Source organism: Noviherbaspirillum sp. Root189 (assembly GCF_001428545.1).
Taxonomy (GTDB): Bacteria; Pseudomonadota; Gammaproteobacteria; order Burkholderiales; family Burkholderiaceae_D; genus Noviherbaspirillum.
Genome location: NZ_LMHZ01000067.1, coordinates 15,701 through 41,619, shown reverse-complemented (window position 1 = coordinate 41,619; position 25,919 = coordinate 15,701). Strand labels below are relative to the sequence as shown.

General features: G+C 54.5%; 24 protein-coding genes, 1 tRNA gene and 1 pseudogene. 14 read left to right on the top strand and 12 right to left on the bottom strand.

Translation table 11 applies throughout. The features are described 5' to 3' along the window. Positions 1-233 precede the first annotated feature (233 nt). Positions 234-407, top strand: a pseudogene (locus ASE07_RS25045) (cupin domain-containing protein); the annotation flags it as partial. A 64-nt stretch (positions 408-471) separates the two neighbouring features. Here the strand turns inward: ASE07_RS25045 and ASE07_RS25040 are convergent. Beyond that, positions 472-759, bottom strand: a complete 288-nt coding sequence (locus ASE07_RS25040; RefSeq protein ID WP_057293540.1) for a hypothetical protein — start codon at positions 757-759, stop codon at positions 472-474. A gap of 267 nt (positions 760-1,026) precedes the next feature. On the opposite strand from ASE07_RS25040, the gene ASE07_RS25035 reads away from it, so the two are divergent. Further along, positions 1,027-1,227, top strand: a complete 201-nt coding sequence (locus tag ASE07_RS25035) for a hypothetical protein (protein WP_057293539.1) — start codon at positions 1,027-1,029, stop codon at positions 1,225-1,227. Positions 1,228-1,390: 163 nt separating this feature from the next. On the opposite strand, the gene ASE07_RS25030 is transcribed toward ASE07_RS25035, so the two are convergent. Both ASE07_RS25030 and ASE07_RS25025 read right to left on the bottom strand, forming a co-directional pair. Next, positions 1,391-1,675, bottom strand: a complete 285-nt coding sequence (locus tag ASE07_RS25030) for a hypothetical protein (protein WP_057293538.1) — start codon at positions 1,673-1,675, stop codon at positions 1,391-1,393. 258 nt (positions 1,676-1,933) lie between these two features. Then, positions 1,934-2,656 carry a flagellar brake domain-containing protein gene (locus ASE07_RS25025; protein ID WP_082584475.1) on the bottom strand — a complete coding sequence of 241 codons (723 nt, stop codon included), beginning with the start codon at positions 2,654-2,656 and terminating at the stop codon, positions 1,934-1,936. Positions 2,657-2,835: 179 nt separating this feature from the next. Between ASE07_RS25025 and ASE07_RS25020 the strand changes: the two genes are divergently transcribed. Next, positions 2,836-4,269 (top strand): IS4 family transposase, encoded by a 1,434-nt coding sequence (locus ASE07_RS25020; RefSeq protein ID WP_057293536.1) that lies wholly within the window; start codon positions 2,836-2,838, stop codon positions 4,267-4,269. A 418-nt stretch (positions 4,270-4,687) separates the two neighbouring features. Next, positions 4,688-5,236: a GAF domain-containing protein gene (locus tag ASE07_RS25015; protein WP_057293535.1), complete on the top strand. Its 549-nt coding sequence runs from the start codon at positions 4,688-4,690 to the stop codon at positions 5,234-5,236. 26 nt (positions 5,237-5,262) lie between these two features. Here ASE07_RS25015 and ASE07_RS29170 read toward each other — a convergent pair. Both ASE07_RS29170 and ASE07_RS30175 read right to left on the bottom strand, forming a co-directional pair. Continuing rightward, positions 5,263-5,351, bottom strand: a tRNA-Tyr gene (locus ASE07_RS29170). Positions 5,352-5,800: 449 nt separating this feature from the next. Then, entirely contained in the window at positions 5,801-6,142 is a 342-nt protein-coding gene (locus tag ASE07_RS30175) for a cation:proton antiporter domain-containing protein (RefSeq protein ID WP_057293534.1), read from the bottom strand. A gap of 10 nt (positions 6,143-6,152) precedes the next feature. Between ASE07_RS30175 and ASE07_RS30170 the strand changes: the two genes are divergently transcribed. Beyond that, the gene (locus ASE07_RS30170) at positions 6,153-6,362 is read left to right on the top strand and encodes a hypothetical protein (protein WP_057293533.1); all 210 of its coding nucleotides are present in this window, start codon (positions 6,153-6,155) and stop codon (positions 6,360-6,362) included. A gap of 474 nt (positions 6,363-6,836) precedes the next feature. Here ASE07_RS30170 and ASE07_RS25000 read toward each other — a convergent pair whose 3' ends face one another. Further along, complete coding sequence (locus ASE07_RS25000; protein ID WP_057293532.1) at positions 6,837-7,268, bottom strand: helix-turn-helix domain-containing protein; 432 nt, start codon at positions 7,266-7,268, stop codon at positions 6,837-6,839. An 81-nt stretch (positions 7,269-7,349) separates the two neighbouring features. On the opposite strand from ASE07_RS25000, the gene ASE07_RS24995 reads away from it, so the two are divergent. From ASE07_RS24995 to ASE07_RS24970, 6 genes are all read left to right on the top strand, one after another. After that, positions 7,350-7,844: a DUF2938 domain-containing protein gene (locus ASE07_RS24995; protein ID WP_057293531.1), complete on the top strand. Its 495-nt coding sequence runs from the start codon at positions 7,350-7,352 to the stop codon at positions 7,842-7,844. Between the two features lie 49 nt (positions 7,845-7,893). After that, positions 7,894-8,496 carry a flavodoxin family protein gene (locus tag ASE07_RS24990; protein ID WP_057293530.1) on the top strand — a complete coding sequence of 201 codons (603 nt, stop codon included), beginning with the start codon at positions 7,894-7,896 and terminating at the stop codon, positions 8,494-8,496. Next, the gene (locus tag ASE07_RS24985; protein ID WP_057293529.1) at positions 8,486-8,713 is read left to right on the top strand and encodes a DUF2798 domain-containing protein; all 228 of its coding nucleotides are present in this window, start codon (positions 8,486-8,488) and stop codon (positions 8,711-8,713) included. Before ASE07_RS24990 ends, ASE07_RS24985 begins: the two co-directional genes overlap by 11 nt. Before the next feature lie 246 nt (positions 8,714-8,959). Continuing rightward, positions 8,960-9,571 carry a DUF1294 domain-containing protein gene (locus ASE07_RS24980; protein WP_057293528.1) on the top strand — a complete coding sequence of 204 codons (612 nt, stop codon included), beginning with the start codon at positions 8,960-8,962 and terminating at the stop codon, positions 9,569-9,571. 134 nt (positions 9,572-9,705) lie between these two features. Continuing rightward, positions 9,706-12,066 (top strand): DNA polymerase II, encoded by a 2,361-nt coding sequence (locus ASE07_RS24975; protein ID WP_235548617.1) that lies wholly within the window; start codon positions 9,706-9,708, stop codon positions 12,064-12,066. Positions 12,067-12,861: 795 nt separating this feature from the next. After that, positions 12,862-13,296 carry a response regulator transcription factor gene (locus tag ASE07_RS24970; RefSeq protein ID WP_057293527.1) on the top strand — a complete coding sequence of 145 codons (435 nt, stop codon included), beginning with the start codon at positions 12,862-12,864 and terminating at the stop codon, positions 13,294-13,296. A 459-nt stretch (positions 13,297-13,755) separates the two neighbouring features. Here the strand turns inward: ASE07_RS24970 and ASE07_RS30540 are convergent, their stop codons facing one another. Further along, positions 13,756-14,340 (bottom strand): hypothetical protein, encoded by a 585-nt coding sequence (locus ASE07_RS30540; protein ID WP_327196073.1) that lies wholly within the window; start codon positions 14,338-14,340, stop codon positions 13,756-13,758. Between the two features lie 929 nt (positions 14,341-15,269). Here ASE07_RS30540 and ASE07_RS24960 point away from each other — a divergent pair. Together ASE07_RS24960 and mrtJ are read left to right on the top strand one after the other, a co-directional pair. After that, positions 15,270-17,567 carry a PQQ-dependent sugar dehydrogenase gene (locus ASE07_RS24960; protein ID WP_057293525.1) on the top strand — a complete coding sequence of 766 codons (2,298 nt, stop codon included), beginning with the start codon at positions 15,270-15,272 and terminating at the stop codon, positions 17,565-17,567. A gap of 110 nt (positions 17,568-17,677) precedes the next feature. Beyond that, positions 17,678-18,160 (top strand): JDVT-CTERM system glutamic-type intramembrane protease MrtJ, encoded by a 483-nt coding sequence (mrtJ, locus tag ASE07_RS24955; protein ID WP_057293524.1) that lies wholly within the window; start codon positions 17,678-17,680, stop codon positions 18,158-18,160. Positions 18,161-18,162: 2 nt separating this feature from the next. On the opposite strand, the gene ASE07_RS24950 is transcribed toward mrtJ, so the two are convergent. Further along, entirely contained in the window at positions 18,163-18,624 is a 462-nt protein-coding gene (locus ASE07_RS24950; RefSeq protein ID WP_082584473.1) for a CHRD domain-containing protein, read from the bottom strand. Positions 18,625-19,113: 489 nt separating this feature from the next. On the opposite strand from ASE07_RS24950, the gene ASE07_RS24945 reads away from it, so the two are divergent. Beyond that, positions 19,114-20,439, top strand: a complete 1,326-nt coding sequence (locus tag ASE07_RS24945; protein WP_057293523.1) for a PQQ-dependent sugar dehydrogenase — start codon at positions 19,114-19,116, stop codon at positions 20,437-20,439. Here the strand turns inward: ASE07_RS24945 and ASE07_RS24940 are convergent, their stop codons facing one another. The 4 genes from ASE07_RS24940 to rraA all read right to left on the bottom strand — a co-directional run bounded on the left by ASE07_RS24940 (position 20,440) and on the right by rraA (position 25,824). Continuing rightward, positions 20,440-21,927, bottom strand: coding sequence for an AMP nucleosidase (locus tag ASE07_RS24940; protein ID WP_082584472.1), 1,488 nt, complete (start codon positions 21,925-21,927; stop codon positions 20,440-20,442). It lies immediately after the preceding gene. Between the two features lie 287 nt (positions 21,928-22,214). Further along, a complete protein-coding gene (locus ASE07_RS24935; protein WP_057293521.1) occupies positions 22,215-23,198 on the bottom strand; it encodes a tripartite tricarboxylate transporter substrate binding protein in 984 nt (327 codons plus the stop codon). 33 nt (positions 23,199-23,231) lie between these two features. Beyond that, a complete protein-coding gene (locus ASE07_RS24930; protein ID WP_057293520.1) occupies positions 23,232-25,190 on the bottom strand; it encodes an aconitase family protein in 1,959 nt (652 codons plus the stop codon). A gap of 124 nt (positions 25,191-25,314) precedes the next feature. Next, entirely contained in the window at positions 25,315-25,824 is a 510-nt protein-coding gene (rraA, locus tag ASE07_RS24925) for a ribonuclease E activity regulator RraA (protein ID WP_057293519.1), read from the bottom strand. Positions 25,825-25,919 lie beyond the last annotated feature (95 nt).

Below are 25,919 nucleotides of genomic sequence, written 5' to 3'. Positions count from 1 at the left end.
TCACATTGATGTCCCTTACTCTCAGCTTAGTTGCCGTCTGGACGAATGTTTTGCGATCCCGCAGAGATGACGGGAACATGGTGCGGTGCTGACCTGTTTGCAACACCACCTCATTGATTTGCACACGCCAGCGTCCCATGACAACAGCACAAGGCCAGGCATGAATCAATGCGCCAATGTGCCAACCTGCGGTGGCTGGTTTATCATCGCTCTGAATTATTGCCGGGTTCAGGTATGTGCTTGAGGGACGCGTCGAAACGCGTTATGGAGAGGGTCTTGCAGAGTCCGTCATCAGCGAGCCAGGAGACTTTCTTTTCATACCGCCGTCAGTACCGCATGAAGCGATCAACCTGAGCGCGACTGAAGCCGTGCGCGCAATTGTCGCGCGCAACGATCCGGCAGAATAGGACCGCGTTGTTCCCTATCGAAAAGGAACGGTTTAAAGTTTCCTCAGTCATCATGGCGGCGCGATCAGTCCACGGCCAACGCTTCCAGAATCATCTCTTTCTGTTCCTTGCTCGACATGCGGTCCCATGTCTCGGCGGGGATGCTCAGTACAGATTGGGTCCGTTCTCCTGCGTTGTTCCATGCATCCTGTATCGCTTCGCTTTCGCTCGAAAAGTGTTCCATCGACTCATTCAGCTGCGCAGACCAAGTCCAGCCAGACTTTTTGGAAATGCTGTCGAAGACGTAGCCGATCGCCTCCAGGGTCTCCTTCTTTAACTGCAGATCGGAGGAGATCTTTCCTTTATTAAACATTGAGACTCCGGGGGAGTTGGTAAAGCAGACATCCTAGCCGGTTTCGATGATGCACGGGTTATAACGAAGCAGCCGGACTCAAGAAATGAGAATGGCAAAACAGCAAACCAATTTTCAGCGATGCCGTCTAAATGATATTGCTGAAATAAAATCGGTCTCATGAAACGCTTACCCGGTTCAAAGCGATGCCCATCGGGGCTTGAGTGGACGCTACTCAGAAAACTGCCGACTATCCTGATAGTAGGTCTGGTTTGTATTGCGAGCTTCATGCTGCTGGCGAAATCGGGCGTACTCGGTCTTGGTCTCAAGCAAATGGAGCAAGCCTACTACGTAGGCATCGGCCTTATATTCTTGCATTGCCAGATTGTTCTGACCGGCGGCCTGGTGTGCTTTATCGTCATGGTCATGAAGGGACATGCCTATGTTGCCGATGCTTATCCCTTGCCTGACGAGAATCCGCCGAGATAAAAACTTTTTGAGCATCCGGTACCGAGTCGTCAATAGTCGGTTGTCAATCGGAGGATACCGATTGCGCCGCAGGCATGTCGGCTTAGCAACGGCCATAGCCGACCGTTTTGCCAAATGACTGTCGTCTCATGCCGTTGCTCTGAAGTCGCGAAAAACACTATGATCAGGTATTGCGCCCGCCGCCACTGGAAATACCGGTGCCAGTGCGAGTATCGTCCGCCGAGGCAGCTGAGCCTAAACCGGGTCCGCCTTTGCTGCCAGACATCTTTTCCCCTGCCGCCGCGCCGACGATAGCAGAGTTGCCTGGGTTGTCTACAGCGTCCCGGGCGCTATCGCCGGATGAGGCTTCCTGATGAGTTTTCCGCGCTGCCCCTGCGCCGGTTGCTGTCACCGGTGTGGGATTTTCGACCTGCAACCTGCTGTCGGAATCGTCTGTCGAATCAGGCATAGGGTTACCCCCGCTTTGCTGGGGGCCGGCGCTCGTGCTTGTTGATTGATTGCTGTTCATGACTGTCATACTCCACTTTGCCTGAAGAAGATCGTTAGAGGCTGTATCTCTACCAAAGTTGCCGGTATCGCCCCGTCTCCTGGCGTTTGCATTGTATGGAAGCTGACATAGCGATACACCGTCGTCGCATGACTCTCGACTGGCAAGGACACCTGGTTGCCTTTCCTGGTCGCGATAGAACTAAGAAGCCTAGCTTGCTTATACGATTTTTTGCCTGTCTTCGATCACGGCCTGGTACGTCAACGTGTGGAAGATGAGCTGATGCGTGGGATCGAGATCCAAGAATTCGACACCGCAGTAAAAGCGGCTCGAATCGCCCGACTCATCTTCCTGGCGCATACTGCTATTCCTGATGATGGCTTGCGCGGTAATTGCTGTGTCGAGACCATCCACTTCGACCATGCCTTGTGTGTCGAACGAGATGCTGAGTGTTGTGCCTTCGTTGCCTAACTCTGTCACGGATTCGATGAGCGCGCCCGATACGCTTAGATTTCTCAGTATGGCGGGCGTATCCGACAACGCGTTCGATCCAGACGTGCTCACGGTGGCGGGAAGATTCATCTGAACGCGCATTGCTGTGCGCAGATTGCTTGCCAGGATCGTGTCAGGAAACGAGACATGAATATAGTGAAGCGGAGCGCCGAAGATACGCTGGATCGTGACATCAAAAGTGCAGACGCTTACACCTGAAAACACACGAATGCTTAACTTCCCACCTTCCCGAAAAGTCACGGATCCCTTGTCACCGAATGGCGTTTTCAGAATAAGGTAGTCATTCTTCACGTATCCGATCAAGGTGGAAAAAGTTTGAACTGGCTTGATGTCCAGCACGGTAAGGACTTGCAAGCGGGTTCCCACTTGCAAGCGCATTGACTCAAACTCGATCCGATGCCGGCTTCGCGTGTTTTGTTTTTCTTCCATTCAGGGATATACCTAGATTTAATAAGGACGATCGACCAGTCTTATGTTTGAGTACTTTAAGACCGCCACGGGAACAGACTTAACGTAAGCGTCCGGTCTGACTTTCAATTACCCACGCTTTTTGACATTGCGGTTGACGCGGTCTAGCCTGAAGGAAGAATAGTTGGCAGGAGGCCGTGATGGAAGCGTGGCAACAGGTTGGTCGTACCCACGTGCCGGGGTGGCTGGCGAATGAATTAGATGGCTTTCACTTTTTCGATGTGCGCCTGGCAAGGCGCTTGCAGGAGTTAGCGGGCCAACTCTGGAGCCATCTGGGCCAGAGCATTCCGATGGCATGTCAGGACTGGGCCAATACCAAGGCAGCCTATCGATTTCTAGGCAATGCTCATGTTCATGAAGACATCATTCTAGAAGGACATTTTCGTGCGACGGGCGAACGCTTCAACGCGACAACTGGCCCTGTCTTGATTTTGCATGACACCACAACCTTTACGTTTCAGCGCGACGACCAACAGCCCATTGGCATCACGTACAAAAACTATGTCGGCAAGGATAAAAACGGACGACACCGGACATGTGCGCTATGCGGCATTCTGATGCATTTCAGCCTCGCTGTGACGCCAGAAGGATTGCCATTGGGGCTAACTGCAGTCAAGTTCTGGAGTCGTACGGAATTTAACGGCTGCACGGCGCTCAAGCGCAAGATCAATCCGACACGGGTGCCAATTGAGACCAAGAAAAGCTTTCGCTGGCTCGATAATCTTCGCCGTTCGACTGTCTTGTGCGGTACTGCCAGTCGCTGCGTGCATATTGGTGATCGAGAGAGCGATATCTATGAACTCTTCTGCCTCGCACATCAACTCGGCACCCATTTCCTGGTACGCACGTGTGTTGATCGCCTTGCTGGCGACGCTCGCCATACCGTTGCTGACGAGATGGAAGAGGTGCAGGTCCACGGCTTACACCGCATCGACGTTTGTGATCGCCATGGCAACGTATCGAAGGCGGTACTCGAATTGCGCTTCAAGCGGATCCATTTGCTGCCCCCCATTGGCAAGCAGGCGAAGTATCCTGCACTGACGTTAACGGTACTGCAGGCGACAGAACCCAGCAAACCAGTCGGCCGAGACCGTATCGATTGGAAGCTTCTCACCGATTTGCCGGTCACATCGCGTGCGCAAGCAATCGAGAAGCTGCAGTGGTATGCAATGCGCTGGAAGATCGAGACGTTCCACAAGATCATGAAATCAGGCTGCAAGGTAGAGCAGTCGAAGCTACGTACTTCGGAACGTTTGGTCAACCTGATTGGACTCTACTGCATCCTGGGGTGGCGGATCTTCTGGACGACTATGGTGCAGCGTGCAGGTAGTCCTCTACCGGCCACACTAGCATTCACCACACAAGAAGTAAAACTGCTTGATCGACTTGTACGAGGACCTGCCGAGACAACACCGGACCTGTCAGTCTACCTGCGCAAACTCGCCTGTCTTGGCGGCTACTTGGGGCGCACCCATGATCCACCACCTGGCAACATGGTGATCTGGCGTGGACTGTCACGTCTGACTGAAATCGAGCTTGGATATGAGCTAGCGGTAGAAACCATGGGTAATTGAAAGCAAGACCTTACGCTTACGACTTAACCGCAATTGTTCTTTTCCCTAAGCTTTTTTGAAGAACAGTGATCTGCGACACCTGTTTATCGACTCAAGATATGCATTGTATTTTTGATACTCCAAAGCAGCGGTCTGGTTTGATCAAGATTGCCATGCAAGATGCCGCTTGCATGTTGAGTTATCCTGCCACATAGATGGTCTATCCTGGTTGGCGAATGATGTCTGCTCGCCTGCAATCCAGTACTGCGGGGTGTAGCTGCAATCGAATGCGGCGACATATCTCCACACTTTGGGCGAACCTTGGTCAGACCGAACGCTTACTTTTTTTCGTAAAATATGAATAACGAACGGGTCTTATTGCATAATTGTTACTTATTACAAGAGATTCCACCCGCGAAGTTCTTTAAAGAATTGCCATATGAAACTACAAGATGTTCTCATCACGGGCGAGCTTAAGTCGCGCAAAAGCAGAAGGCCTGATGTTTTTGGCGAACGCAGAGGCTTCACGACGATCGCGCGACGTACGACATATGGGCGCGCCGCCATCCTGCAAACCATATGCGAGCAGGCTTTGGTACTCTGTAATGCAGATTCCACAGGCGTGAGCCTGTTGTGCGAGTCCGACGGCGAAGAAGCTTTTTCGTGGGATGCTCTGGCAGGACGTTTTGCGCCGTTTGTCGGCGGAAAAGCGCCGCGTCACGAAAGTCCCTGCGGCGTGTGTCTGGAACTCGGCGCTACTCAGCTTTTTTCTCATCCCGAGCGGTATTTTGCCTGGCTGCGCGAAACCGATGTTCCCATCACGGAAGGACTTGTCGTACCAATGTATCAGGAAGACAAGATACCACTGGGCACCATCTGGATCGTCCTGCATGATGAACGCCGTGTATTCGATGCAGAGGATGCGCGCATCATGACTGCATTGGCAGGTCATACCTCTGCAGCATTGCGCATGGCAATACACGATTGAATCAATGCGTTACTCCGCTTAATCGGTGGGGGGAGAAGGAGTTGAACCTTCACCCTGTCCAGCAGACTCCGGGATTACAGCCCGGGGCGACTTAACCGATATTCGCCTCCCCCCCAAACGCATGATCAAGATAGTCGGGCCGGGCCGGATACCGTTTGATATAAGGTAAACTTGCCGGAGCACGAAGCGTGAAATTTTCGATGAATTTAATAAGGCGGGCAACCGTAGGACGTGTGCCCGCATGATTCAATTTCCAGAAAAGCGCTCATGCAGTGAAACGGCAATTCAGCGTATCCTTGCACTGTCGGACGACAATGCGTACGTCACTATCTGCCGGTCTTTATGGATCGAAGCATCAATTTGCAAAGTCTGGCAATTACACCCCCCTTAAGGAGCAATTTAAATTGAATATGAGAAAACGAAAGAAGGCCCTTTATTCGCGTCTCTACGTAGGCCTTCTTGCGGCAGCATTATTGGCAGAGCTGGAAGAGGCTGCCGAAGCTTTGCGCGCTGCCCTGGAATCCTGATTCCTGATGATGTAAACCGACGAAGCACAACGATCCGTTAATTCAATCTTAGCGGATACGTCGCTGAGTTGAGCCGATGGCAGTAAGCCATTGATGATTTCCGGATATTGAACGGGGCGTGGCAAATTTGCCCGCCCTTTTTTGTTTTATGCCAATCCCAAGTCATGTCAGGGGATGACTCGGGATTGGTATTAGGTATCGCTACATAATGCATCGCCATACCTGCCACAACCGCGGCAAGAATGCCGGAAACATGGAAATGTTCGGCTGCCATGTAAGCGGTAAAAGGCATCAGCAGGCTAATCATGATCTGCACCGCCGGGTCTTCGCCGGTATGGCGGACCAGAACGCGGTTGAGTGAGCCGATGATCCAGGTCACGGCGCCCCCAATGACTGCGCCGCCGCCAGCCATCGAGGAAGAGCAGCGGCGGGATGAACAGCAGCAGGAAGAGATGGGAGTCGAACGGCACCAGGAAACCCGCCATGGCCAAAAGTGCACCAATGCCGATCTGCAGCAGCGGCAATGGTACCTTGATTGGCAGCAGGCGGCCTATCATGGCGCTGACGACCACGGCAAGCAGAAAAATAAGGACCATTGACACGACGTGCATGAAGACTTCGGGAGTAAATAAGGATGTGACGCGAAACAGCGGAGAAATCCATCCCTGATCGGACGGGGAGCGCACTTGCTGCACCGGCGTTCAGCCGGTTATGTCCCGCCAGCAGAAGCCTATACATGGCAGACCGCTGCCAGCCGACGCGGCGATGTGACGAAATAATCAGGCTGAATGATACCGCAGCCACATTACAGCAAACTTAAGGTTCACCGCGGCTGGCAAGGGAGGCGCCCACCGTTGTTTCGTGCAGCCACGCCCGCAACAACTGGCAACAACTGGTGGGCTCTTCCGGCGGACTGCGAAAAGACAAGCCTCTCTCCTCTAGTTGCGTACCGAGCTCAGCAATATATTGGCGTGCCTGAAAAACATGCGAAGGTAAGCGGTTTTGTAATCCGTCATTCATGCGTTTAGCTGGGTAAAGTGCAGCTCTGCTGATCACTGTCTGGCATTCAGTCATTATTTGACGGTGCGTTTAATTTCCTTGCTATGCCGCCGGCTATCCAGGGCGCCGGACGCCGCCGCTTTCAGCAAGCGCCGAAAGGTCGGGCACTCTGCATGACTGGGGGCCGGGCACGCGACGGCATGTCGCAATCCTCGGCTCACCGCTCGCAGCTGACTAATCGTTTTGTCGATCTCATCAGCCTTGGCTGCAAGCAGTTGCCTGTCGATCACTGGCCCACCATTTGGCGACAACATGGCGCTGATTTCATCCAGGGATAATCCGGCAGCTTGACCAAGTGCAATAAGCGCCAGCTGGTCCAGCACGGCGGGTGCAAAACGACGTCGCATGCCTTGTCGACCAACCGACGCAATAAGTCCTCTTTTCTCGTAGAAGCGCAGTGTCGAAGCAGGAACACCCGCGCGCTTGGCGACTTCAGCGATATCCATTAATAAGCCCTTGACTTGAAGTTGACTTCAACTTCTATAGTGAGGTCAAGACTTTCCCCTGTCAACGAAAAAGGAGCCCTCATGAACATAGTCGAAGTCCTTACACGCGTCATATTCGTCGGTATCGGAGCCACCGTCGTCATGGATGTCTGGCTCACGATGTTGAGATACATGGGCGTCCAGACACTCAACTTTGCATTCATCGGACGATGGACGGGGCACCTGTTTCGAGGCAGGTTTGCACACCGTTCCATCGGGCAGGCACAGGCCATTTCAGGTGAAGTGACATGGGGCTGGCTGACTCACTATGCAGTTGGTATTGCCTTTGCGGGATTACTTGTTGCTGTGCAAGGCGCTGCCTGGATACAGAGCCCGTCCATCTTGCCAGCCGTCGCAATCGGCTTTTCTACGGTGGTCATTCCCTTATTTGTCATGCAGCCGGCCATGGGACTGGGTTTTGCTGCCTCCAGGACACCCGCTCCCTTGAAGAGCTGCCTGCGTAGCATGGCCAATCACACCGTCTTTGGCTTGGGCCTCTATCTGTCTGCGGTCGTCATCGAATGGATTTCACGATAACGATGCCGTTTCATCTAATGCAATCTCAACCCTGTCTGGAACCACAGAAATGAAAAAACTCGCTGTCATTTACCATAGCGCGCATGGGCATACCGAACACATTGCAACCCATGTCGCTCACGGCGCAAAAAGCGTCTCAAACACCGAAGTACATTTGCTGAAGGCGGAGCACTTCGTGAACAGTCCCGATGAACTGGTTAAGTTCGACGGATACCTATTGGGATCACCGACCTACCTTGGCGGCGTATCAAGCCAATTCAAGGCATTCATGGACGCTACCGGGCGCCTGTGGCGTACGCAGCAACTCAAAGGCAAGCTTGCCGCCGGGTTCACGGTATCTTCACTACCTGCCGGAGATAAACAATCAACGCTGATGTCGATGTTCGTGTTTTGCATGCAGCATGGAATGCTCTGGGCGGGCAACCCGTTCCTGCCAGAACAGCACACCGGCGTGCCCTACGAAGAGGCCGTTAATCGACTCGGATCGTGGTCGGGCCTGATGGCTCAGGCCGGGCATTCCACTTCAGCTGAATCATTCGCATCAGGCGATATCAAGACTGCCAGGATGTTCGGCAAGAATTTTGCCGAAACGCTGCATCGCATTTCCTGCCGGACGGCTGAAACGCATCTGGAGACTTTGCATGATTCCTAAGAAATTTGGACCGATCCTGTTCGCGGTCATTCTGTCGGGACTGATGTCACTCCTGGTCTCAGGCATTTCGACGTATCGCGTTACCGGCCCAGTACCGGACTTTGCCAGCTTGTGGACCAGTGCATGGATGACCGCATGGCTCTTTGCGCTTCCGGTCGTCATGCTGGTCGCCCCACTCACCCAGAAGGCGGTTCGGCTTCTGGTCGCGAAGAACTGATCCATCCGGCGTCCCGGTGGTCGACGCACCGCCGGGTCTCAGTCGTCACATGATCAAAACGACGCGAAAGGCGTTCACAGTGGTCCCTGTCGGTTCAGTAACGAGCAGATCTTTCGGCGCATGGAATTGGGATTACAATCACCGAATACCGCACGTAAATAAGATGAAAAATGAAACCAATTAATGAAGCGCTGAACACCGTCACTATGCCTTGGCGAGCTTTACCTTAAAACCGGCATCCAGACTATGCGCTTCGAAGGAAAACTCACATCCTGGAATGACGAACGAGGCTTCGGCTTTATCGAGCCGACGCTTGGTGGCCAACAAATCTTCGTCCATATCAAATCGTTTGACAACCGTTCACGCAGACCCGAGATTGGCTTGCCGGTCTCGTTCGAAGTAGAGTCGGATGCAGAGGGAAAGAAGCGCGCCAGGCGCGTGCAGGCTCTGCGCGCATCTCGCTCGACAAGACCCAATCGGGATAAATCTCCCGCTCAATGGGGTACTGCAAGCTATTTTGCTATCCTGCTGTTTCTTGTTGTGTTTGCAGTTGCCGCAATTGTATGGCGCGTCCCAGGCTGGGTTGGGTTGGCATATCTGATAGTAAGCGTTATCTGCTTTATCGCCTATGCAATCGACAAGTCTGCCGCCGTGGCAGGACGCAGGCGAATTTCGGAAAGTACGCTTATCTTTCTTGGTTTCGCTGGAGGATGGCCGGGTGCCATCATCGCCCAGCAGCTACTTCGACACAAATCGATCAAGGCGGAATTTCGCTCGGCGTTTTGGGGAAGCGTGCTGCTCAACGTTATCTTCTTTGTCGGGATCAGCTCACCACTCTTTTCCAAACTAAGCACATGAGTTCTTGCTGCGGCGGTTTGCCTTAACATTCAGGATCGTCTGCATAAGGCGTATAAGACACACTCGGGCAACAGCATGGAATGCTTGGTTACGCAGCGGGATTTGTTATCAAAGGTGGGGCCTTGGTGCAATTGATGCAGGGTTTTCTTCTGACCCGACACTGGCGCGATACGGCTACCGGTACGGAAGTCGAATTCTGGCTGGCGACCGATGATGGTCCACGCCATGTCCGCCTTGCGCCGCAATCGTCGGTCGCGTTTATCCCGGCGGAGCAACGCGAGCAAGCGGAAGCGGTCTTAAGCGGCGAACGCGCTGTCGAATTGCGCTCTCTCGCGATGCGAGACTTTCGGCAAAGGCCGGTTCTTGGCTTGTATTGTCGGCACTATCGCAAGTTATTGGCGCTGGAGAAACGCTTGCGGGAGAACGGTATCGACATATACGAAACAGACGTGCGTCCTCCCGAACGCTACCTCATGGAACGATTCATCACCGGACCAGTATGGTTTGGCGGCCAGGCTGGATCAGGCGGAAACGGCAAGCTGATCGATAGCCAGATGAAGCCTGCGGGCGGTTACCGTCCCAGCCTGAAACTCGTATCACTGGATATTGAAACCAGCGCAGAGGGGGAGCTGTATTCGATCGCCCTGGAAGGCTGCGGTCAGCGCCAGGTGTACATGCTTGGGCCTTCGAACGGCGACAGCGATCAACTCGATTTCCGCCTCGAATACTGCAATAGCCATGCGCAGATGCTCGAACAATTAAATCGGTGGATCGAGCAGCATGATCCCGATGCCATTATCGGCTGGAACGTGGTGCAGTTTGACTTGCGAGTGCTGCAACGGCATGCGGAGCGCTACCATGTGCCGTTGCGCTTTGGACGTGACCGTAGCGTACTGGAATGGCGCGAGCATGGCGGCAAGGCGCAGCATTTTTTCGCCGCGGCGGCCGGACGCCTGATCATCGACGGCATTGAGGCACTCAAGTCCGCGACCTGGAATTTTCCGTCATTCAGCCTGGAACATGTGGCGCAAACACTGCTGGGCGAAGGCAAGTCCATCGACAATCCTTACCAGCGAATGGCGGAAATCGACCGCCGCTTCCGCGAGGATAAACCTGCCCTGGCGCGTTACAACCTCAAAGACTGCGAACTGGTGACGCGCATTTTTGCCAAGACGGAACTGATGTCGTTTCTGCTGGAACGCGCGAGCGTCACCGGACTGGCAATTGACCGTAGCGGCGGCTCGGTTGCGGCCTTTGAGCATCTGTACATGCCGAAGATGCATCGAAAGGGTTATGTGGCGCCCAATCTCGGTGACGTAGCCGGCGAAAACAGTCCTGGCGGCTTTGTCATGGATTCCCGGGCCGGCTTATACGATTCCGTGCTGGTGCTCGATTACAAAAGCCTCTACCCTTCCATCATCCGCACCTTCCTGATCGATCCGGTAGGTCTGGCCGAGGGCAGTCTCCATGCCGAGGAGGCCGCAACGGTGCCCGGTTTTCGCGGCGCACGCTTTTCACGCGACAGGCATTGCCTGCCGGAGATCGTCAGGCAAATCTGGCAAGGGCGCGAAGCGGCTAAACGCGAACGCAATCATCCGCTGTCGCAGGCGCTGAAAATCATTATGAATGCGCTCTATGGCGTCTTGGGATCAAGCGGTTGCCGCTTCTTTGATCCCCGGCTTGCTTCCTCGATCACATTACGCGGGCACGAGATCATGCACCGCACCCGGAAACTGATCGAAGAGCAGGGTTATCAGGTGATCTACGGTGATACGGATTCCACGTTTGTCTGGCTCAAGCATGCCCATACGGAGGAACAGGCCGCCGCAATTGGCGACTCATTGGTCCGCTATGTCAACCAATGGTGGGATCAGCATCTGCGGCTTGAATTCGGACTCGATAGCGCGCTCGAACTTGAAGTCGATACCCATTACAAGCGCTTCCTGATGCCGACCGTTCGCGGTTCGGACCTGGGCAGCAAGAAGCGCTATGCAGGTTTAATGGTGAAACCTGACGGCAGCGAAGAAACCGTGTTCAGGGGACTGGAAACGGTACGCACCGATTGGACGCCCCTGGCGCAGCAGTTTCAGCAAGCGCTCTATCTGCGCATTTTCAAAGGTGAAGCGTATCGGGACTATGTAATCGACTATGTAAACCGCACTATCAGCGGCGAGTTCGATTCCTTGCTGGTGTATCGAAAACGGCTACGTCGACCGCTGGGTGAGTATCAGCGCAACGTGCCGCCACATGTGCGCGCAGCCAGAATCGCCGACGAATACAATCAGCATCAGGGGCGGCCGCTGCAATATCAAAATGGTGGCTGGATCCGGTATGTCATGACGTCGTCTGGTCCCGAACCACTGGAAACACAGCGCTCGCCCATCGATTACGAACACTATCTGACGCGTCAGCTGCAACCTGTGGCGGACGCCATATTGCCATTTCTCGACGACGATTTTGCCAAGCTCATCAGCCGCCAGCAAATCTTGTTTTGAAGTACGCGTAACGGATCCCATTGTGCAGAGGCTGCAGCCGCGCCACTGTAATACCAGTCTGGCGATATTGCCGAGACGGCATCAATTTCAGGTCACGGTACGCCTCTAAACGTTTAGTCCATGCTCGATAAGGCGTTGCCGTTTACATAAGGTCTGCCTGCAATGGATGGACCTCAGGTCATCGCAACGAAACCAGTCATCGTAATTTGCTGTATTGGCACGCGGGCGTATTGAATAAAATGCGAAAAAATGTCTGTAATTCCATGTTCTCTTGGGAACTCGCAAATCATGTTGTAATCGAACCACGAAAGACGCAAGCCTTTTGCGATTGTTCAAACTGGATGGAATGGAGCTATGGTGAAGAATTGGCAACAAACGAAGAGTGCAGCATATTCCCGTCAGAACACTGGTGACAGGATGCTCGGGTTGGGCTGCATCATGGCTTCGGCAAGCGTAAGTTTCGGCATGTTGGCATGGATGATTCAATTGCTCATTAATAAGGGCTTGCCGTTCTAAGGTAATTGATTCAGTCAACTTACCTGCCCCATTATTTCTTAACGTATCTTGGCAAGGCTCTCAGCGTTCACCTCCGAACCTGGGAGTCTTGCTTTTTCTACTCTGCACTCGTCATTTGCCAAGGCGCAATTAAACGGCAACGGTAACGGCAGTGGCCACCGTCCTGGCCAACCTCTCTTGAATTCCTCCTCGGACTACATCCTTGTTTTGTTGAGCATTGCCCGGACCGGCAAAGCCGGCAGCATTGCATATCGATATCGGTAGGGGATAAATAATCCTATGGACGAACGGCCTGGTGCAAAGCCCTGGCAACCAAAGCCATTTTCAGTCGCTGTGCTGGACAGCGACGAATATCTCGCCGATACGCTATGCGGACTACTTCGCGACAGCGGATTGGTTGCATCGGCGTTCTACGATATTGCTTCATTATTGCAGGCGCACCAGACCACAAGATTCGATGCGTACGTGCTGGATTATCTGGCTGACTGGTTACCGCAATCGCGTGCACTCGAACATGTTATCGGCTCCATCCGGGCAAGCACCGACGGCGACGTGCCGATTTTCGTTTTGGGCAATCAGACGGCGCCTGAACGGATCGAGCGCCTGGAAAACATCATCATGCGATATAAAGTCCGCTATCTACTAAAGCCGCTTCGCGCAAGCTATCTTGCCAAACGGATCGGCGAAGCGCTTGCCAGACATGCCGGGCTTTGAAACCAACGAGGATCACTACCTGAGCGTGCGCCCTGTCGCAGCCCTTGCTCATTTTCATTGAGCCAGAAATCTTTCCAATACAGTTAGTGTCCAAACCGGCAATGCGCAAGTATGGCGAACAGATTGCCACCAGCCAAGTTGCGGCGATATGCCTGAATATCTGCTGACGTCCGGCACACAGCGCAGCTCAAATCAAAAATAAGAGGCCAACAATGAAAAGAAAACTTAATTTTCTTCTCACTATATTTCCCGCAGCCCTCAATGAGCCGACCGCAATAGGCGAAACGGCCACCGTAGCTCCGCCAGCTGTGCTTCCTCCTGCTCCGGTTGTGGCCGCACCTGCTGTGCGTCTTCAGGACAGCCTCGTATATACACTCGATACACTCGATCAGTCCAAGCTGCCGTTTGGCCCGCTGGCAGATACTAACGCACAGACCGATCGCTGGTTCGGGGTACTGATCAGCTTGCAGCCCAATATCTCGCCGGTGTCCCGGCGACCACCTTTCCGGTCACTGACTTTGCGGCAAGGAAAAATGAAATCAAAGAAAAGCTGTGGCGCATATTGCCAATCCGCGGCGCACCGATGGCCTGCGCTGGGTACCGAAGGTAAACGGACAATTTGATGTCCCGGTGGTGACTCTGCACACGTTGGGAGATCCCTTCGCGCCCTTCAGCATGCAGCAGATTTATAAGCGCCGCGCCACCACGAACGGCAGCGATCAATAGCTTGTACAACGCGCAATCCGCTCTCCTGGCCATTGTGATTTCACGATCACGGAACAGGTTGAGGCATTCGAAGCAATGGTCAACTGGGAGCAGCTCGGCATTCGGCCTGCCGGCGACGAAGTGCTGAACCCGGGAATCGTGGCGAGTCCAAACTATGGTTGTACATTTACGCGCAACGCAACAGGCGCGGATGACCTGGTTGAGCTGGGTGTCTTGAGAAGGGTCTTGCCGTCCTGTTCCTGAGCGCTGCGGAATCTGACTTACCTGAATCCTGCGCTGCTCATTGGCGTGCCCCTGTGTTTCTGTTATGCCATGCATAACAGAAACACAGGGATGAACGCCTGGAAAATTATGGGCTGGGCGGGGTTGCGTTAGCTGGTGTTTTTGAAGCTGCGTCGACGACGCTGCCGGATTGCTTGGAATCCTTTTCGCTACGGGGCTTTCCAGGCGGAGTCCGCTTGGTATTCCTGAATTCGCTGTACTTCGTTCCGGTCTTGTCCGCGGGATACTTGTTTTTCACGTTTTTAGCCATTGGGCTTCCTTTCATCAGTAATACCAATCCCAACCTGTAAAGGAGGAGTCAATAGCGGGCTATTGACGACGAGTGCAACGCAGGCAGGCGGAAAAAGACGCGATCTCATGGTGCGTTATGGGTTGGGATTGGTATAAGACATTGTGCTGAGCGATGTGGTGAACACAAGATGGTTAGTACGCTGTGTTGCCAATAAGGTTTCATGTAATTTCGCACAAAGTTGACGATCAATCGGTCCATCGCTAAACGGTGGATTTGCCGGACTCAAAGCTGCAGAAAAGCAATGTTGCTGATCAAGATCATATTGCCTGTCCGTCATTTTGCTATTTTTATCAAGAGTTACAAATTTTGCCCTATTGGATAGTTGTAGCCAGAGTGTGAGTAGCGCATTCAGATGATGTCATGACGCTTGCGGCGCATGGCTGATCGGTTGCTTTCCGCTTGTATGGAAGGTGGCCCAAGTTTGTCCGATGCCTGCTTAGGCAACGAAAACGCGCCGACAATATAACGACGTAAAGAGCAAGTCATGCCGTCTTCACGTCACTGTCCCACGTAGTCGCTCCCTCGGCCGCGACCACTCTTTTTTAATAATTTGATTGAAAGGTAAGTGATGACTGGAGTGTGTTGGACTCAGCTGTCAAATGACAGAACGCGTTCTATTCTGGCTCGGGTAGTACGCACAATTCAAGTAGCCGCGTTTGCGTCGGCATCATTGGTGTGCCTGGGCAACGTACATGCCGCCAATGTGCCCGTCGGGTTTGCCGATCGCCTGATTGCCACCGGATTAAACAGTCCCACGTCAATGACCATACTTCCGGATGGCCGCGTTCTGGTCGTGCAACAGAACGGCATCATAAGAACGATCAAGAATGACGCGCTTCTTCCGGGAAATTTTTATGCCGTTCCTAATGTCGACTCGTTTTCTGAACGTGGGTGCCTGGGCATCACTGCCGATCCCGGATTTGCGACTAACCATTACCTCTACATATATTGCACCGTGAAAGAAGGCGCAACGAGCCACAATCGCATCTTTCGCGTTACCGAATCCAATGACGTCGCCGTCCCCGGCAGCGAACAGTTGATCCTGCGCTTACCGAATGTACCGGCAGGTGTGCAATGGCACATGGGCGGCGCGTTGCGTTTTGGACCTGACGGCAAATTGTATGTCGCGGTAGGCGGGCAAGAGGATTTACGCGAGCCGGTCGAAACTTCCAATTCTCAAAATCTTGCCAACCCCTTCGGCAAGATTCTGCGGTTGAATCCGGACGGCACGGTGCCGCCAGATAACCCCTATATCAATACCGCCGGCGCCTATTCCTACAACTATAATCTCGGGTTGCGGAATCCGTTTGCATTTGATATCCAGCCCGGCACCGGCCTCATGTACATCAACGATGTCGGGGCAGGAACCTGGGAAGAGATCAATCGCGGGCAACCAGCGGTGAACTATGGCTGGCCAGCTTATGAAGGAGATAACAACGATCCGCGCTATACCAATGCGGTGTTTTCTTATTCGCATACCACTGGATGCGCAATCACGGGCGGCGCTTTCTACAACCCGCTGAACACGCAGTTTCCCGCATCGTTCACGGGTAAGTATCTGTTTGCCGATTTTTGCAATGGAACAATCCGTACGCTTGATCCCGCAAATCCCACGGTTGCGGCAGATTTTGTCAGCGACATCGCGAATCCGGTCAACCTGGCCGTTGCGGCTGACGGAAGCGTCTATTACCTCGCGAGAAATCAGAACGTCGGGGACTCCGCAGATGTCGGGTCTGTCAGCAAGATTGTCTTCACCAATTCGCAGGTTCCGCGCATCACACAGAGCCCGCAGTCGCGCACAGTATTTCTTGGGGACCCGATTACCTTCACGGTCGCAGCTACTGACGCCACAAGCATCCAGTGGCAGCGAAACGGCGTTGCCATACCTGGCGCGACATCAACTTCGTACACGATTCCCCAGACCACCGCTGCAGACAACCAGGCAATCTACACAGCAGTGACGACTAATTCGTTCGGGACAGCAACATCCGCTCCTGCGGTTCTGACGATCACCAGCAACAGATTTCCGGTACCTTCCATTACCACTCCTGCCGCCGGCGCGGGTTTTAACGCCGGGGATACGGTAACGTACAGCGGCACCGCCACCGACGCGGAAGATGGTACCCTGCCAGCGAGTGCCTTTACCTGGCGTATCGACTTCATGCACGATACCCATTCGCATCCATTTATGGCCGAGACGACTGGACAGTCGAGTGGTTCCGTTATCGTCCCGGGGTTTGAGGCCGATGCGCCGAATACCTGGTTCAGGCTTTATCTCACGGTCAAGGATGCGGCTGGCCAGGCTGAAACAGTGTTCCGGGATGTGTATCCCTTTGGTCAGCTTAGTGAGCTCAATCCAGTCGGGACTCCGCGCAACGGCGAGGGTCCGATTGAACTCAACATGAATAACGGCGAAGCCGCCGCAGGCGATGGCAGCACCATCTCCCTCGGACGCATTCCCTATGCAAAAGGCATAGGCGTGCACGCCCCGTCGGATATCCGTTACGACCTTGGTGGCACCTGTACCGGGCACTTTCTGGCAGACGTAGGCATCGACGACATTGCACAGGGTGCTGGCAGCGTCGCGTTCCAAGTCCTGCTCGATGGCCAAGTCGCGTTCGACAGCGGTGTAATGCGTGGCACCGACTTGCGAAAAACAGTGAAGCTCAGCATTGCCGGCGTAAAGGAATTGCGACTGCTCGTCAATGACGGTGGCGACGGTAATACCCTGGACATTGCAAACTGGGCCGGTGCCCGAGTCAGCGGCTGCCCAGTGCCCACACCGGCACCGCCGCCTTCTACCACGCCTCCAACCACGCCTTCAACTGAAACCCCGAATCCATCGCCGCTTGGCGCGGGTGGCGGCGGGTGTTCAATGCGGCCGGATGGCACTTTCGATCCGACACTGCCAGGCTTGATTTTGGCTGCGTTGGCTTCGGTGGTCTGGCGGCGTCGCAAGAGCGTCAGGTAGACCCTGTTAACGATGTAGATTACCCAGCGCGTTCTTGCTCCGGTATCTTCCACCCTGGAGAAAGGACTGCGCCGGGAACATGGGCGCATCTCCTTCCCTCCGACTGATCCATGCACACCGCCACCGCCCTTGCTATCAAAGAATTCGGTCTGCAATTCCGGACCGGCTTCTTAAAGGATCGTTTATTTCATGCGGCATTCCTGGCCGGGCCCTTATTTCTTTGGGCAGTTCATTTAGCCTGGCCGACATGGCGGCATGGGCTCCCACTGTCTTTCTCGTTGCTTGCGTCGATGATTTTCATTCAGCCTCTGGCTGAAGAACTCTTTTTCCGTGGCTTTTTGCAAGGTCATCTTGGCCGGATTTTTCACCATCGATATGTGCTCCGCGGAGTGTCGCTGGCCAACATGGTGACGACCCTCGCATTCTGCATTGCCCATCTGGTGCATCAACCTGTCCCATGGGCGCTTGCCGTCATGGCACCATCGTTAGCGTTTGGCTTTTTCCGTGAACGGCATCAGCATATTTATTCCGCAACCGTGCTCCACTGCTTTTATAACGCCGTGTTCATTTATGCCGGCACAACCGGCCCATAACTTCATGGTTTTAACTGCACCCGGATTTCCCCGGCGGGATGCGCCGTGCTATGCACGTTCACATATAAGTTACCGGCCTTGTAGTCAGCGTATTGCGCATCCGTCAATCTGGTATTGGCCGGGACGGAAAACACCTTGTCCGAGGTTTTTGACAAAGGGATCATGACCGGGCCGTTTTGCCCGGACGCGCCACGGTGAATATGCGCGGCCGTTGCCACCATGTCGTCGATGATGACGGACCCGCTGACGGTTCTGTCATCGGCCACGGTAATCGTGCTTTTTCCAGATGCCTTCGTTGTCACTGCAGGAACTTCATTGGCACCGCTCAAGGTGGTGGTTGTCGGCTTAGACCCTCCAAGACCTACCTTCTCCATCATTCCGCAGCCTGTCATCAGGATAGCCAGGCTGGCGACGGCGATAAGGCGGGCACTATTCTTGAAAGCACTATTCTTCAGATTGTTCATGCTTGTCTCCTTGCAGTAAGGGTTGTTATTTCAAGCCATTCTGCAGACAAATGACGACCTGTCCGCACATGTTTTGAGCACACTTCTTCGTTGTTTAGATGCGAATTGCCTGCACTCGGGATGCTCGTTTTCCACTCAGAGGTTTCTCTCCACCAGTGAGATGTGCAGTCATCACCACCCGATGCTACGCCAAGCGAACCGCAATAGCGCAAAAGGGCGATATCGGCGCTTGCGCAAGCTCAAAATTATGGTTGCCTACTTCTCTCTGCATCCTTCACAAACCTTCCTGCCTTGCAACATGCAGAGAAATTCTGCCGTCATGTGCAGGATGAACTTGTCCGTATTCTTGCCTACCGTCCGGATTGAGCAAGATTAAAAAACATACACTTTAACTTGTAGTGTCGGAATGATTACTCGCCGAACGACATCGTAAGTTTGAAACTTAGAGAACTCCGCTCACCGTTCACCACACCTCTTCAGGAGATCAACATGCGTATGCCCTTCGTTGTCACCACCGCGCTGACAACTTTACTGGTGTCCTGCGCGCTCGCCGACCAGCAAGCACTGCCTCCCGAAGCGGGCATGGGACCAACCCCCAAGTTACCGGCGCCCGAAAAAAGCCTTGTTCCCACCGTCAATATCGCACCGGCAAAAGGATGGCCGAGCGGCGTAAAACCTACTGCGCCGGACGGGTTCAGCGTGTCCGCATTTGCGGTCGATCTCGATCATCCGCGCTGGCTATATGTATTGCCGAACAACGACATACTGGTGGCGGAATCGGATGCTCCGCCCAAGCCTGAAGATGGCAAAGGTATCAAGGGCCTGATCATGAAAGGCGTGATGAAGAAAGCAGGCTCCGGCAGGGCACCGAGTGCCAACAGGATTACTTTGCTGCGGGATACCAATGGCGACGGCGTAGCCGATACCCGTACCGTCATGCTTAAAGACTTGAACTCACCTTTCGGCATGGCGCTGGTCGGCGACAATTTGTACGTCGCAAATACCGATGCGATCATGCGCTTTCCTTACAAACAGGGCTCAACCGAGATTACTGCCAAGGGTAGCAAGGTGGCGGATTTGCCGGCCGGACCGATCAATCACCACTGGACCAAGAACATCATTCCCAGCCTGGACGGCAAGCATTTATATGCGACAGTCGGGTCCAATAGCAACGTAGGTGAGAACGGCCTCGATAAGGAAGAGAACAGAGCGGCCATTCTGGAAGTCGATCTGGCAACCGGCAAGTCGCGCGTGTTTGCCTCAGGATTACGTAATCCGAACGGCCTGGCCTGGGAGCCAAAAAGCAAACTCTTATGGACGACCGTCAATGAACGCGATGAGCTCGGCAATGACCTTGTTCCCGACTACATGACGTCCGTGAAGGACGGTGGCTTCTATGGCTGGCCGTACAGTTATTATGGCCAGCATGTCGATGCCCGGGTGAAGGACACAAAGCCCGATATGGTTGCAAAGGCGATTGTGCCGGAATACGCGCTCGGCTCCCACACTGCGTCGCTTGGCCTTGCCTTCTATGAAGGCAGGCTTTTTCCCAGGGAATATCGGGGCGGAGCGTTCATCGGGCAACACGGTTCATGGAACCGCGAGCCACGCAGCGGATATAAGGTCGTCTTTGTTCCATTCACCGACGGTAAGCCATCGGGCATGCCCAGCGATTTCCTGACCGGATTTCTAAGCAAGGACGGCGATGCGCTAGGACGACCGGTGGGTGTCGTGGTCGACAAAGAAGGCGCTGTTCTGGTCGCCGATGATGTGGGCAACGCGGTGTGGCGCGTTGCGCCATCTACGGCTAAATAATCATTGGAACGCGACTTCCGCAAAGCTACGCAGCTTCCTGCTGTGCAATCGACCCAGTGCCTGCCTGCGCAGCAGTTCCAACGCTCGTATGCCTATCCGCAGATGCTGGTCGACCCGTTCGCGGTAGAAATGATTTGCCATGCCGGGAAGCTTGATTTCTCCGTGCAACGGCTTATCGCTGACACAAAGCAGTGTGCCGTACGGCACACGGAAGCGAAAACCATTCGCGGCAATGGTTGCACTTTCCATGTCCAGTGCAATCGCCCTGCTCTGGCTGAAGCGACGGACCGGCGTGTTGTGCGGCAGCAGCTCCCAGTTACGATTATCGGTACTGGCGACTGTGCCGGTTCGTAAGATGCGCTTGAGCTCGTAACCCGAGAGTTGCGTCACTTCTTCGACCGCCGCTTCGATCGCCACCTGGACTTCCGCGAGCGGCGGAATGGGTACCCACAATGGCAAGTCCTCATCAAGTACGTGATCCTCGCGGACATAACCATGCGCCAGCACATAGTCTCCCAGCTGCTGACTATTTCGGAGCCCTGCGCAATGGCCCAGCATCAGCCATGCATGTGAGCGGAGAACCGCAATGTGATCAGTAATCGTCTTGGCATTTGCCGGACCTACGCCGATATTGACCATCGTAATGCCGCTGCCATCCGGACGAACCAGATGATACCCCGGCATCTGCGGCAAGCGTGGCGGTGCGACGCCAAGGTCATCACCCGGCTGGACACTCTGGCCGACACGGCGTGTTACTACATTGCCCGGCTCAACAAAGGCGACGTAGTGATCTTCATTGTCAGCCGTCTCCGGATCCGGCTCGCGGTTCATGATCTCATGTCCCAGCCGGATGAACTCGTCGATGTAAAACTGATAGTTGGTGAAGAGCACAAAATTCTGGAAGTGCTCCGGCGCCGTACCTGTGTAATGGCGCAGTCTGTGCAGTGAGTAGTCGACTCGTGGTGCGGTAAACAAGGCCAGGGGCTTCGCCTCACCTGGCAGCGGCTCATAGGTGCCGTTGGCGATCCCGTCATCCATTGCGGCCAGATCCGGCAAGTCAAACAGATCACGCATCGCGAGGCGTCGCTCAACACTCATGCTGCCTTCGATGTGGTCATTCTCTGCGAAGGAAAAGTGTACCGGTATCGGCTGGCTGCTCGCGCCTATCTCAAGCTGGACATGCTGATTACGACCGTGATTCTTGAGCAGCAGCTTGAACTGCTCGATGTAATAATTTTCGAATAGATCGGGGCGCGTGATCGTCGTTTGGTACGTACCCGGTCCTGCAACGAAACCATAGGAAAGCCGGGAATCGGCACGCGCGACCGTGTCCGTATGAATGCGGACAAATGGATAATAGGCCCGCACCCGGCTCGCCAGATGCTCACCGCCGATAAATCTTTGCAGGTAATCCCTTAAATGGCTGATGTTCTGCTCATAGATAACGCGTGCCTGGGCAAACGCGGCGGCAGGATCGTCAAACAGCATCGAAGAAGTAACTGGAGGCGTGATCAAGAGGACACTCCTGTGCGTAAGAAACGGATGGGTTGTAATAAGCCGACAGGTATATTGTAAGGCGCATTTCATCACCGCAGTTCGCTAATGCGAATGGGTGCGCCATCCTGTGAACCGGCACACGGTGGTGTGCCAGGCTCTTTCCCACACATCAAGACGTACTCAAGGAATACTCAGGCCATCAAGCAGGTCGGCCAGTTTGGCCGTACAAGTTGTTAATCATAAAACTTGAAGCTTGAAGTCAGGCAATTTGTGAGCTTCTATTCCAATCGTGCTCCCGATTGCTTAACGAGCTTTGTGTGCTTATCGAGTTCGGTTTTGAAGAATTGTGCGGCGACATCCGGCGCGCTCCCAATGACCATGATCCCCTGTGAAGCGAGACTCTCCTGGACCTCTTGAGTGGCAAGTGCCGTCCTGGTGTCTTGGTAAAGCTTACTGATCGTTGCCGCCGGCAGTCCTGCGGGCCCGACCAAGGCAATCCAGGCATCGAAGCTATAGTTCGGCAAGCCCTGTTCGGCGACCGTTGGCACGTCCGGCATAATGCTGGCGCGCTTGGAGGTCGATACCGCGAGAGCGCGTAACTTGCCTGCCTTGATATGTGGTGCCGCAGCCGTAACCGAAACGAAACCGAACTGCACCTGACCACCAAGCAAGTCATTGGTAAGCGGTCCGGTGCCACGATAAGGCACATGACGGATGTCGATGCCCGCCTCACTCTTGAACATTTCCGTGGCGAGATGAAGCGAACTGCCGTTGCCCGCCGAACCGTAGTTCAATTCACCCGGTTTGGCTTTGGCGAGCGCTATCAGTTCTTTTAAACTTGTCGCCGGGACGGAGGGATGTGTTACCAGGACCAGCGGGACAGTGCCAATGATGGAAATCGGGGCGATGTCCTTGATGGAGTCGAAGGGTATCGATTTGTAGATGCTTGGATTGATCACATGATTGGAAGACACCATACCGATGGTCATCCCATCCTTCGGCGCGCGTACCAGTTGCGCAGTGCCTGTGATGCCGCCCGCGCCAACGAGGTTTTCCACCACTACCGGGTGCCCCATGGCTTTTGCATACTGGTTAGCCATGACGCGGGCAATCGCGTCGACCGTTGAGCCTGCAGCCAATGGCACGATCAGCCGGACCGTCTTTTCACCAAACCCTTGTGCAGACGCATTAAAAATCGGCGCGGCAAGTGCGGCTGCCATCATCGCGCCAATCAGGCGGCGCTTGCTGGAAAAGCTGTGCATGTTGTCTCCTTCACTTTCTTGGTAGATGAATCGTTATCTTGAAAAGCGCTCACGCAATTCGGCGTACGATAAAAGTTCGCCAGCGATGGCGCTGGCCGCCACGGTCGGCGGACTGGCGAGCCAGACCTGGCCAGGTCCCGACCTGCCGGGAAAATTCCGGTTGATGGCACTGATGGTGACTTGCCCGGCATCGGTCGACGATCCGGGGCCACAGTTGGCGCAGGCGCCGCAAGCCGGTTGCAGCAATTCCGCACCGACCTGTTCAAAAGCCGCCAGGTAACCTTTGCTGATGCAATAGTCACGGACATCGGCCGTGCCGAACTGCAGATACAGTTTTACACCGGGCGATACACGCAAGCCCTGCTTCGCGGCCCAGGCCAGCACTTCATGGTAATGGTCGAAATCTTCGCGCTTGCCGGCGGTACAGGAACCACCGTAGGCGATGTCGAGCTTTACGCGTTCCTTCAGCGTCCCCAATGCAAGGCCGTTTCCGGGATCACCTGGCGCGGCCACCATGGGCGTCACCGTGGTGCAATCAATGCGTATCGTGTCGGCATATTGCGCGCCCACGTCGCTGCACATCCATGGCTCAATCTGAAATTCGATACCGCGCCGTTCCTTCAAATAGCGAACAGTTTCTTTATCGGGAGCGACAATGCCGGTGAAACCGCCAAGTTCCGCTGTCATGTTAGTGAGCGTCGTCCGTTCGTCCGTGGACAACTGCGAGATGGCGGTGCCGCTGAATTCGAATACTTTACCTACGCCCGCGCCAGCCTTGATTTTCGGTTCTGCCAACAGAGTCAGAATCAGATCTTTCGCTGTCACGCCAGGAGGGATCTCGCCATCCAGATCGATGCGCAATGTTTCGGGAACCGTCATGCGCACTGCGCCCGTCACCATGCTGTTCGCCATATCGGTGGTACCGACTCCGAAAGCGACGCATCCAAGCGCACCGCTATGCGGCGTATGCGAATCGGTCCCGACGACAACATCACCGGGCAACGCATACCGTTCCGCCATCATCGCGTGGGATATGCCTTGCGATCCCCCTTCGCGTCCTTCGATGCCATCAAGGTATCCATGGCTGCGCACACCGTAATCGGCAACGAAGGCTCGATGGGCGTCGGACAGGTTGCGCACGTCGTTCATCAAGCCATGTGCAATATGCACCGGACTGCGATGCGAATACGACAAATGATCCTCGAATGCGATGATGGACTGCGGCTCGTGCAGCGTTACAGGCTTGCCGAAAGTGGCATGCAGCATATGCGTGCACATGCCGGTATAGTATTCGTGGATGAAGCGCCAGTTGGCGCGGACAAATGCGCCGACACCTGGTTGCAGGTCAGCGTCCACATCATCGGTTTTGACCAGATGACGTTCAAGAATTTTCTCGGCAAGCGTGCGTGGCGCGACGTTCCGCTGCACGGCGCCGACCGATATCGCCCGCATGCGCTTCTGACCATAGCGAAGTAGTCCGCCGTGGCGCAGGATCGCTGCGGCAAGCTTGTCACGGGAGGCAATAATTTCTTCGATGTCGATGGGATCGCCACGCTGGAGACGTTCGATCAGGCCGAAATCCGTAGAGGTGAACAAGCCGACGTTGTCCGCATTCTGGCGGTAGATGCGTTCGAAGCTTTCCGCAATGACAAGGCGGATACCCGCAGTGCGCTCGGCAACCGGGCTATGCTCGCGCGAGGAACCCTTGCCGAAGCGCTTGCCCGCTACGGTCACGCTAAAGCCTCCGTTCTTGACGGCGTCCTTGCCGATCGGGAGGTGCGCACCTGCCTTGAATCCGACATAGGGATAACGGCCGAGGCGCTCGTCGTAATAGGCAAGCACCGGGATCGGCGTGATTTCGTCCGTCGATACGTCATCGCGCAGCGGTCCCGCCTGCGTCAATGACAGGTCATTTCCTTCAAGCTGTGCAGTAACTTTGTCAGGATCGGCGCTGAGGAAAAGAATACGCCCGGTCAGGTTCAGTGTAGTCATTGAAATCTCCTGTGAAGAAATCTACACGCCGGACCGGACAATAAGAAGTGCTGAATAACCACGGCAGGCATCGCAGTTTGTGATGCCTGTGCTGTGTTTAGCCTATATACAGGTATCGACTGGATTAAACCGTAATGCGTCGCGCGACCACGACAATCCCATCCTCATCGGCATACAGCCATTGACCGGGGAGAAAGCGCACACCTTGAAAGGCTAAGGCGATATCGTGCATGGCCTGGATGTGTGCCGGCCATCTGGGCCGGGAAGAAATGCTTCCCAGCGCATGAATCCCAAGCGGAATGTTCCGCAGCGTCGCCACATCGCGGACATAACCATTGAGGACCACGCCTGACCATCCGTTATCAAGAGCAAGCTGACTCAACTTGTCACCGAGCAAAGCCCATTCCGCGGCATGACCACCTCCCTCCACCACGAGTACGCGCTGCTGCCCCGGTTCGGACAGTTGATCGCGCAGGCGCAGCGGTGCGCCGTTGCTGGCGGCTACAGTCGTGATTTCGCCGTTGTAGACTGGCTTTGCGCCAAAAGACTTCAAACCGGGCCTGGCAACCTGCAACTGGCATTCGGGATTATTCATGCATGCGTCATGCAGGTCGGAAGTCGAAGCTTGGTTCATTGTTTAATGCACGCTGGAAAAGGGCAGACTGCCGATGATGGCGTGCCGCAGGCAGGAATGCAAAGCTGATTCGGCATAGCAGGCATCGCAAAAGG

What these genes read in the sequence shown, in the direction of transcription:
- ASE07_RS25015 (WP_057293535.1), top strand. Translation starts at nt 4,688, where the DNA reads ATGAAACTACAAGATGTTCTCATCACGGGCGAGCTTAAGTCGCGCAAA.
- ASE07_RS24975 (WP_235548617.1), top strand. Translation starts at nt 9,706, where the DNA reads ATGCAGGGTTTTCTTCTGACCCGACACTGGCGCGATACGGCTACCGGT.
- ASE07_RS30540 (WP_327196073.1), bottom strand. Translation starts at nt 14,340, where the DNA reads ATGCATGGCATAACAGAAACACAGGGGCACGCCAATGAGCAGCGCAGG.
- ASE07_RS24985 (WP_057293529.1), top strand. Translation starts at nt 8,486, where the DNA reads ATGATTCCTAAGAAATTTGGACCGATCCTGTTCGCGGTCATTCTGTCG.
- ASE07_RS25030 (WP_057293538.1), bottom strand. Translation starts at nt 1,675, where the DNA reads ATGCCTGATTCGACAGACGATTCCGACAGCAGGTTGCAGGTCGAAAAT.
- ASE07_RS24945 (WP_057293523.1), top strand. Translation starts at nt 19,114, where the DNA reads ATGCGTATGCCCTTCGTTGTCACCACCGCGCTGACAACTTTACTGGTG.
- ASE07_RS25020 (WP_057293536.1), top strand. Translation starts at nt 2,836, where the DNA reads ATGGAAGCGTGGCAACAGGTTGGTCGTACCCACGTGCCGGGGTGGCTG.
- ASE07_RS25040 (WP_057293540.1), bottom strand. Translation starts at nt 759, where the DNA reads ATGTTTAATAAAGGAAAGATCTCCTCCGATCTGCAGTTAAAGAAGGAG.
- ASE07_RS25000 (WP_057293532.1), bottom strand. Translation starts at nt 7,268, where the DNA reads ATGGATATCGCTGAAGTCGCCAAGCGCGCGGGTGTTCCTGCTTCGACA.
- ASE07_RS25035 (WP_057293539.1), top strand. Translation starts at nt 1,027, where the DNA reads ATGCTGCTGGCGAAATCGGGCGTACTCGGTCTTGGTCTCAAGCAAATG.
- ASE07_RS24930 (WP_057293520.1), bottom strand. Translation starts at nt 25,190, where the DNA reads ATGACTACACTGAACCTGACCGGGCGTATTCTTTTCCTCAGCGCCGAT.
- ASE07_RS24995 (WP_057293531.1), top strand. Translation starts at nt 7,350, where the DNA reads ATGAACATAGTCGAAGTCCTTACACGCGTCATATTCGTCGGTATCGGA.
- ASE07_RS24970 (WP_057293527.1), top strand. Translation starts at nt 12,862, where the DNA reads ATGGACGAACGGCCTGGTGCAAAGCCCTGGCAACCAAAGCCATTTTCA.
- ASE07_RS24990 (WP_057293530.1), top strand. Translation starts at nt 7,894, where the DNA reads ATGAAAAAACTCGCTGTCATTTACCATAGCGCGCATGGGCATACCGAA.
- ASE07_RS24935 (WP_057293521.1), bottom strand. Translation starts at nt 23,198, where the DNA reads ATGCACAGCTTTTCCAGCAAGCGCCGCCTGATTGGCGCGATGATGGCA.
- ASE07_RS30170 (WP_057293533.1), top strand. Translation starts at nt 6,153, where the DNA reads ATGACTGCGCCGCCGCCAGCCATCGAGGAAGAGCAGCGGCGGGATGAA.
- ASE07_RS24980 (WP_057293528.1), top strand. Translation starts at nt 8,960, where the DNA reads ATGCGCTTCGAAGGAAAACTCACATCCTGGAATGACGAACGAGGCTTC.
- ASE07_RS24940 (WP_082584472.1), bottom strand. Translation starts at nt 21,927, where the DNA reads ATGCTGTTTGACGATCCTGCCGCCGCGTTTGCCCAGGCACGCGTTATC.
- rraA (WP_057293519.1), bottom strand. Translation starts at nt 25,824, where the DNA reads ATGAACCAAGCTTCGACTTCCGACCTGCATGACGCATGCATGAATAAT.
- ASE07_RS25025 (WP_082584475.1), bottom strand. Translation starts at nt 2,656, where the DNA reads ATGGAAGAAAAACAAAACACGCGAAGCCGGCATCGGATCGAGTTTGAG.
- mrtJ (WP_057293524.1), top strand. Translation starts at nt 17,678, where the DNA reads ATGCACACCGCCACCGCCCTTGCTATCAAAGAATTCGGTCTGCAATTC.
- ASE07_RS24950 (WP_082584473.1), bottom strand. Translation starts at nt 18,624, where the DNA reads ATGAACAATCTGAAGAATAGTGCTTTCAAGAATAGTGCCCGCCTTATC.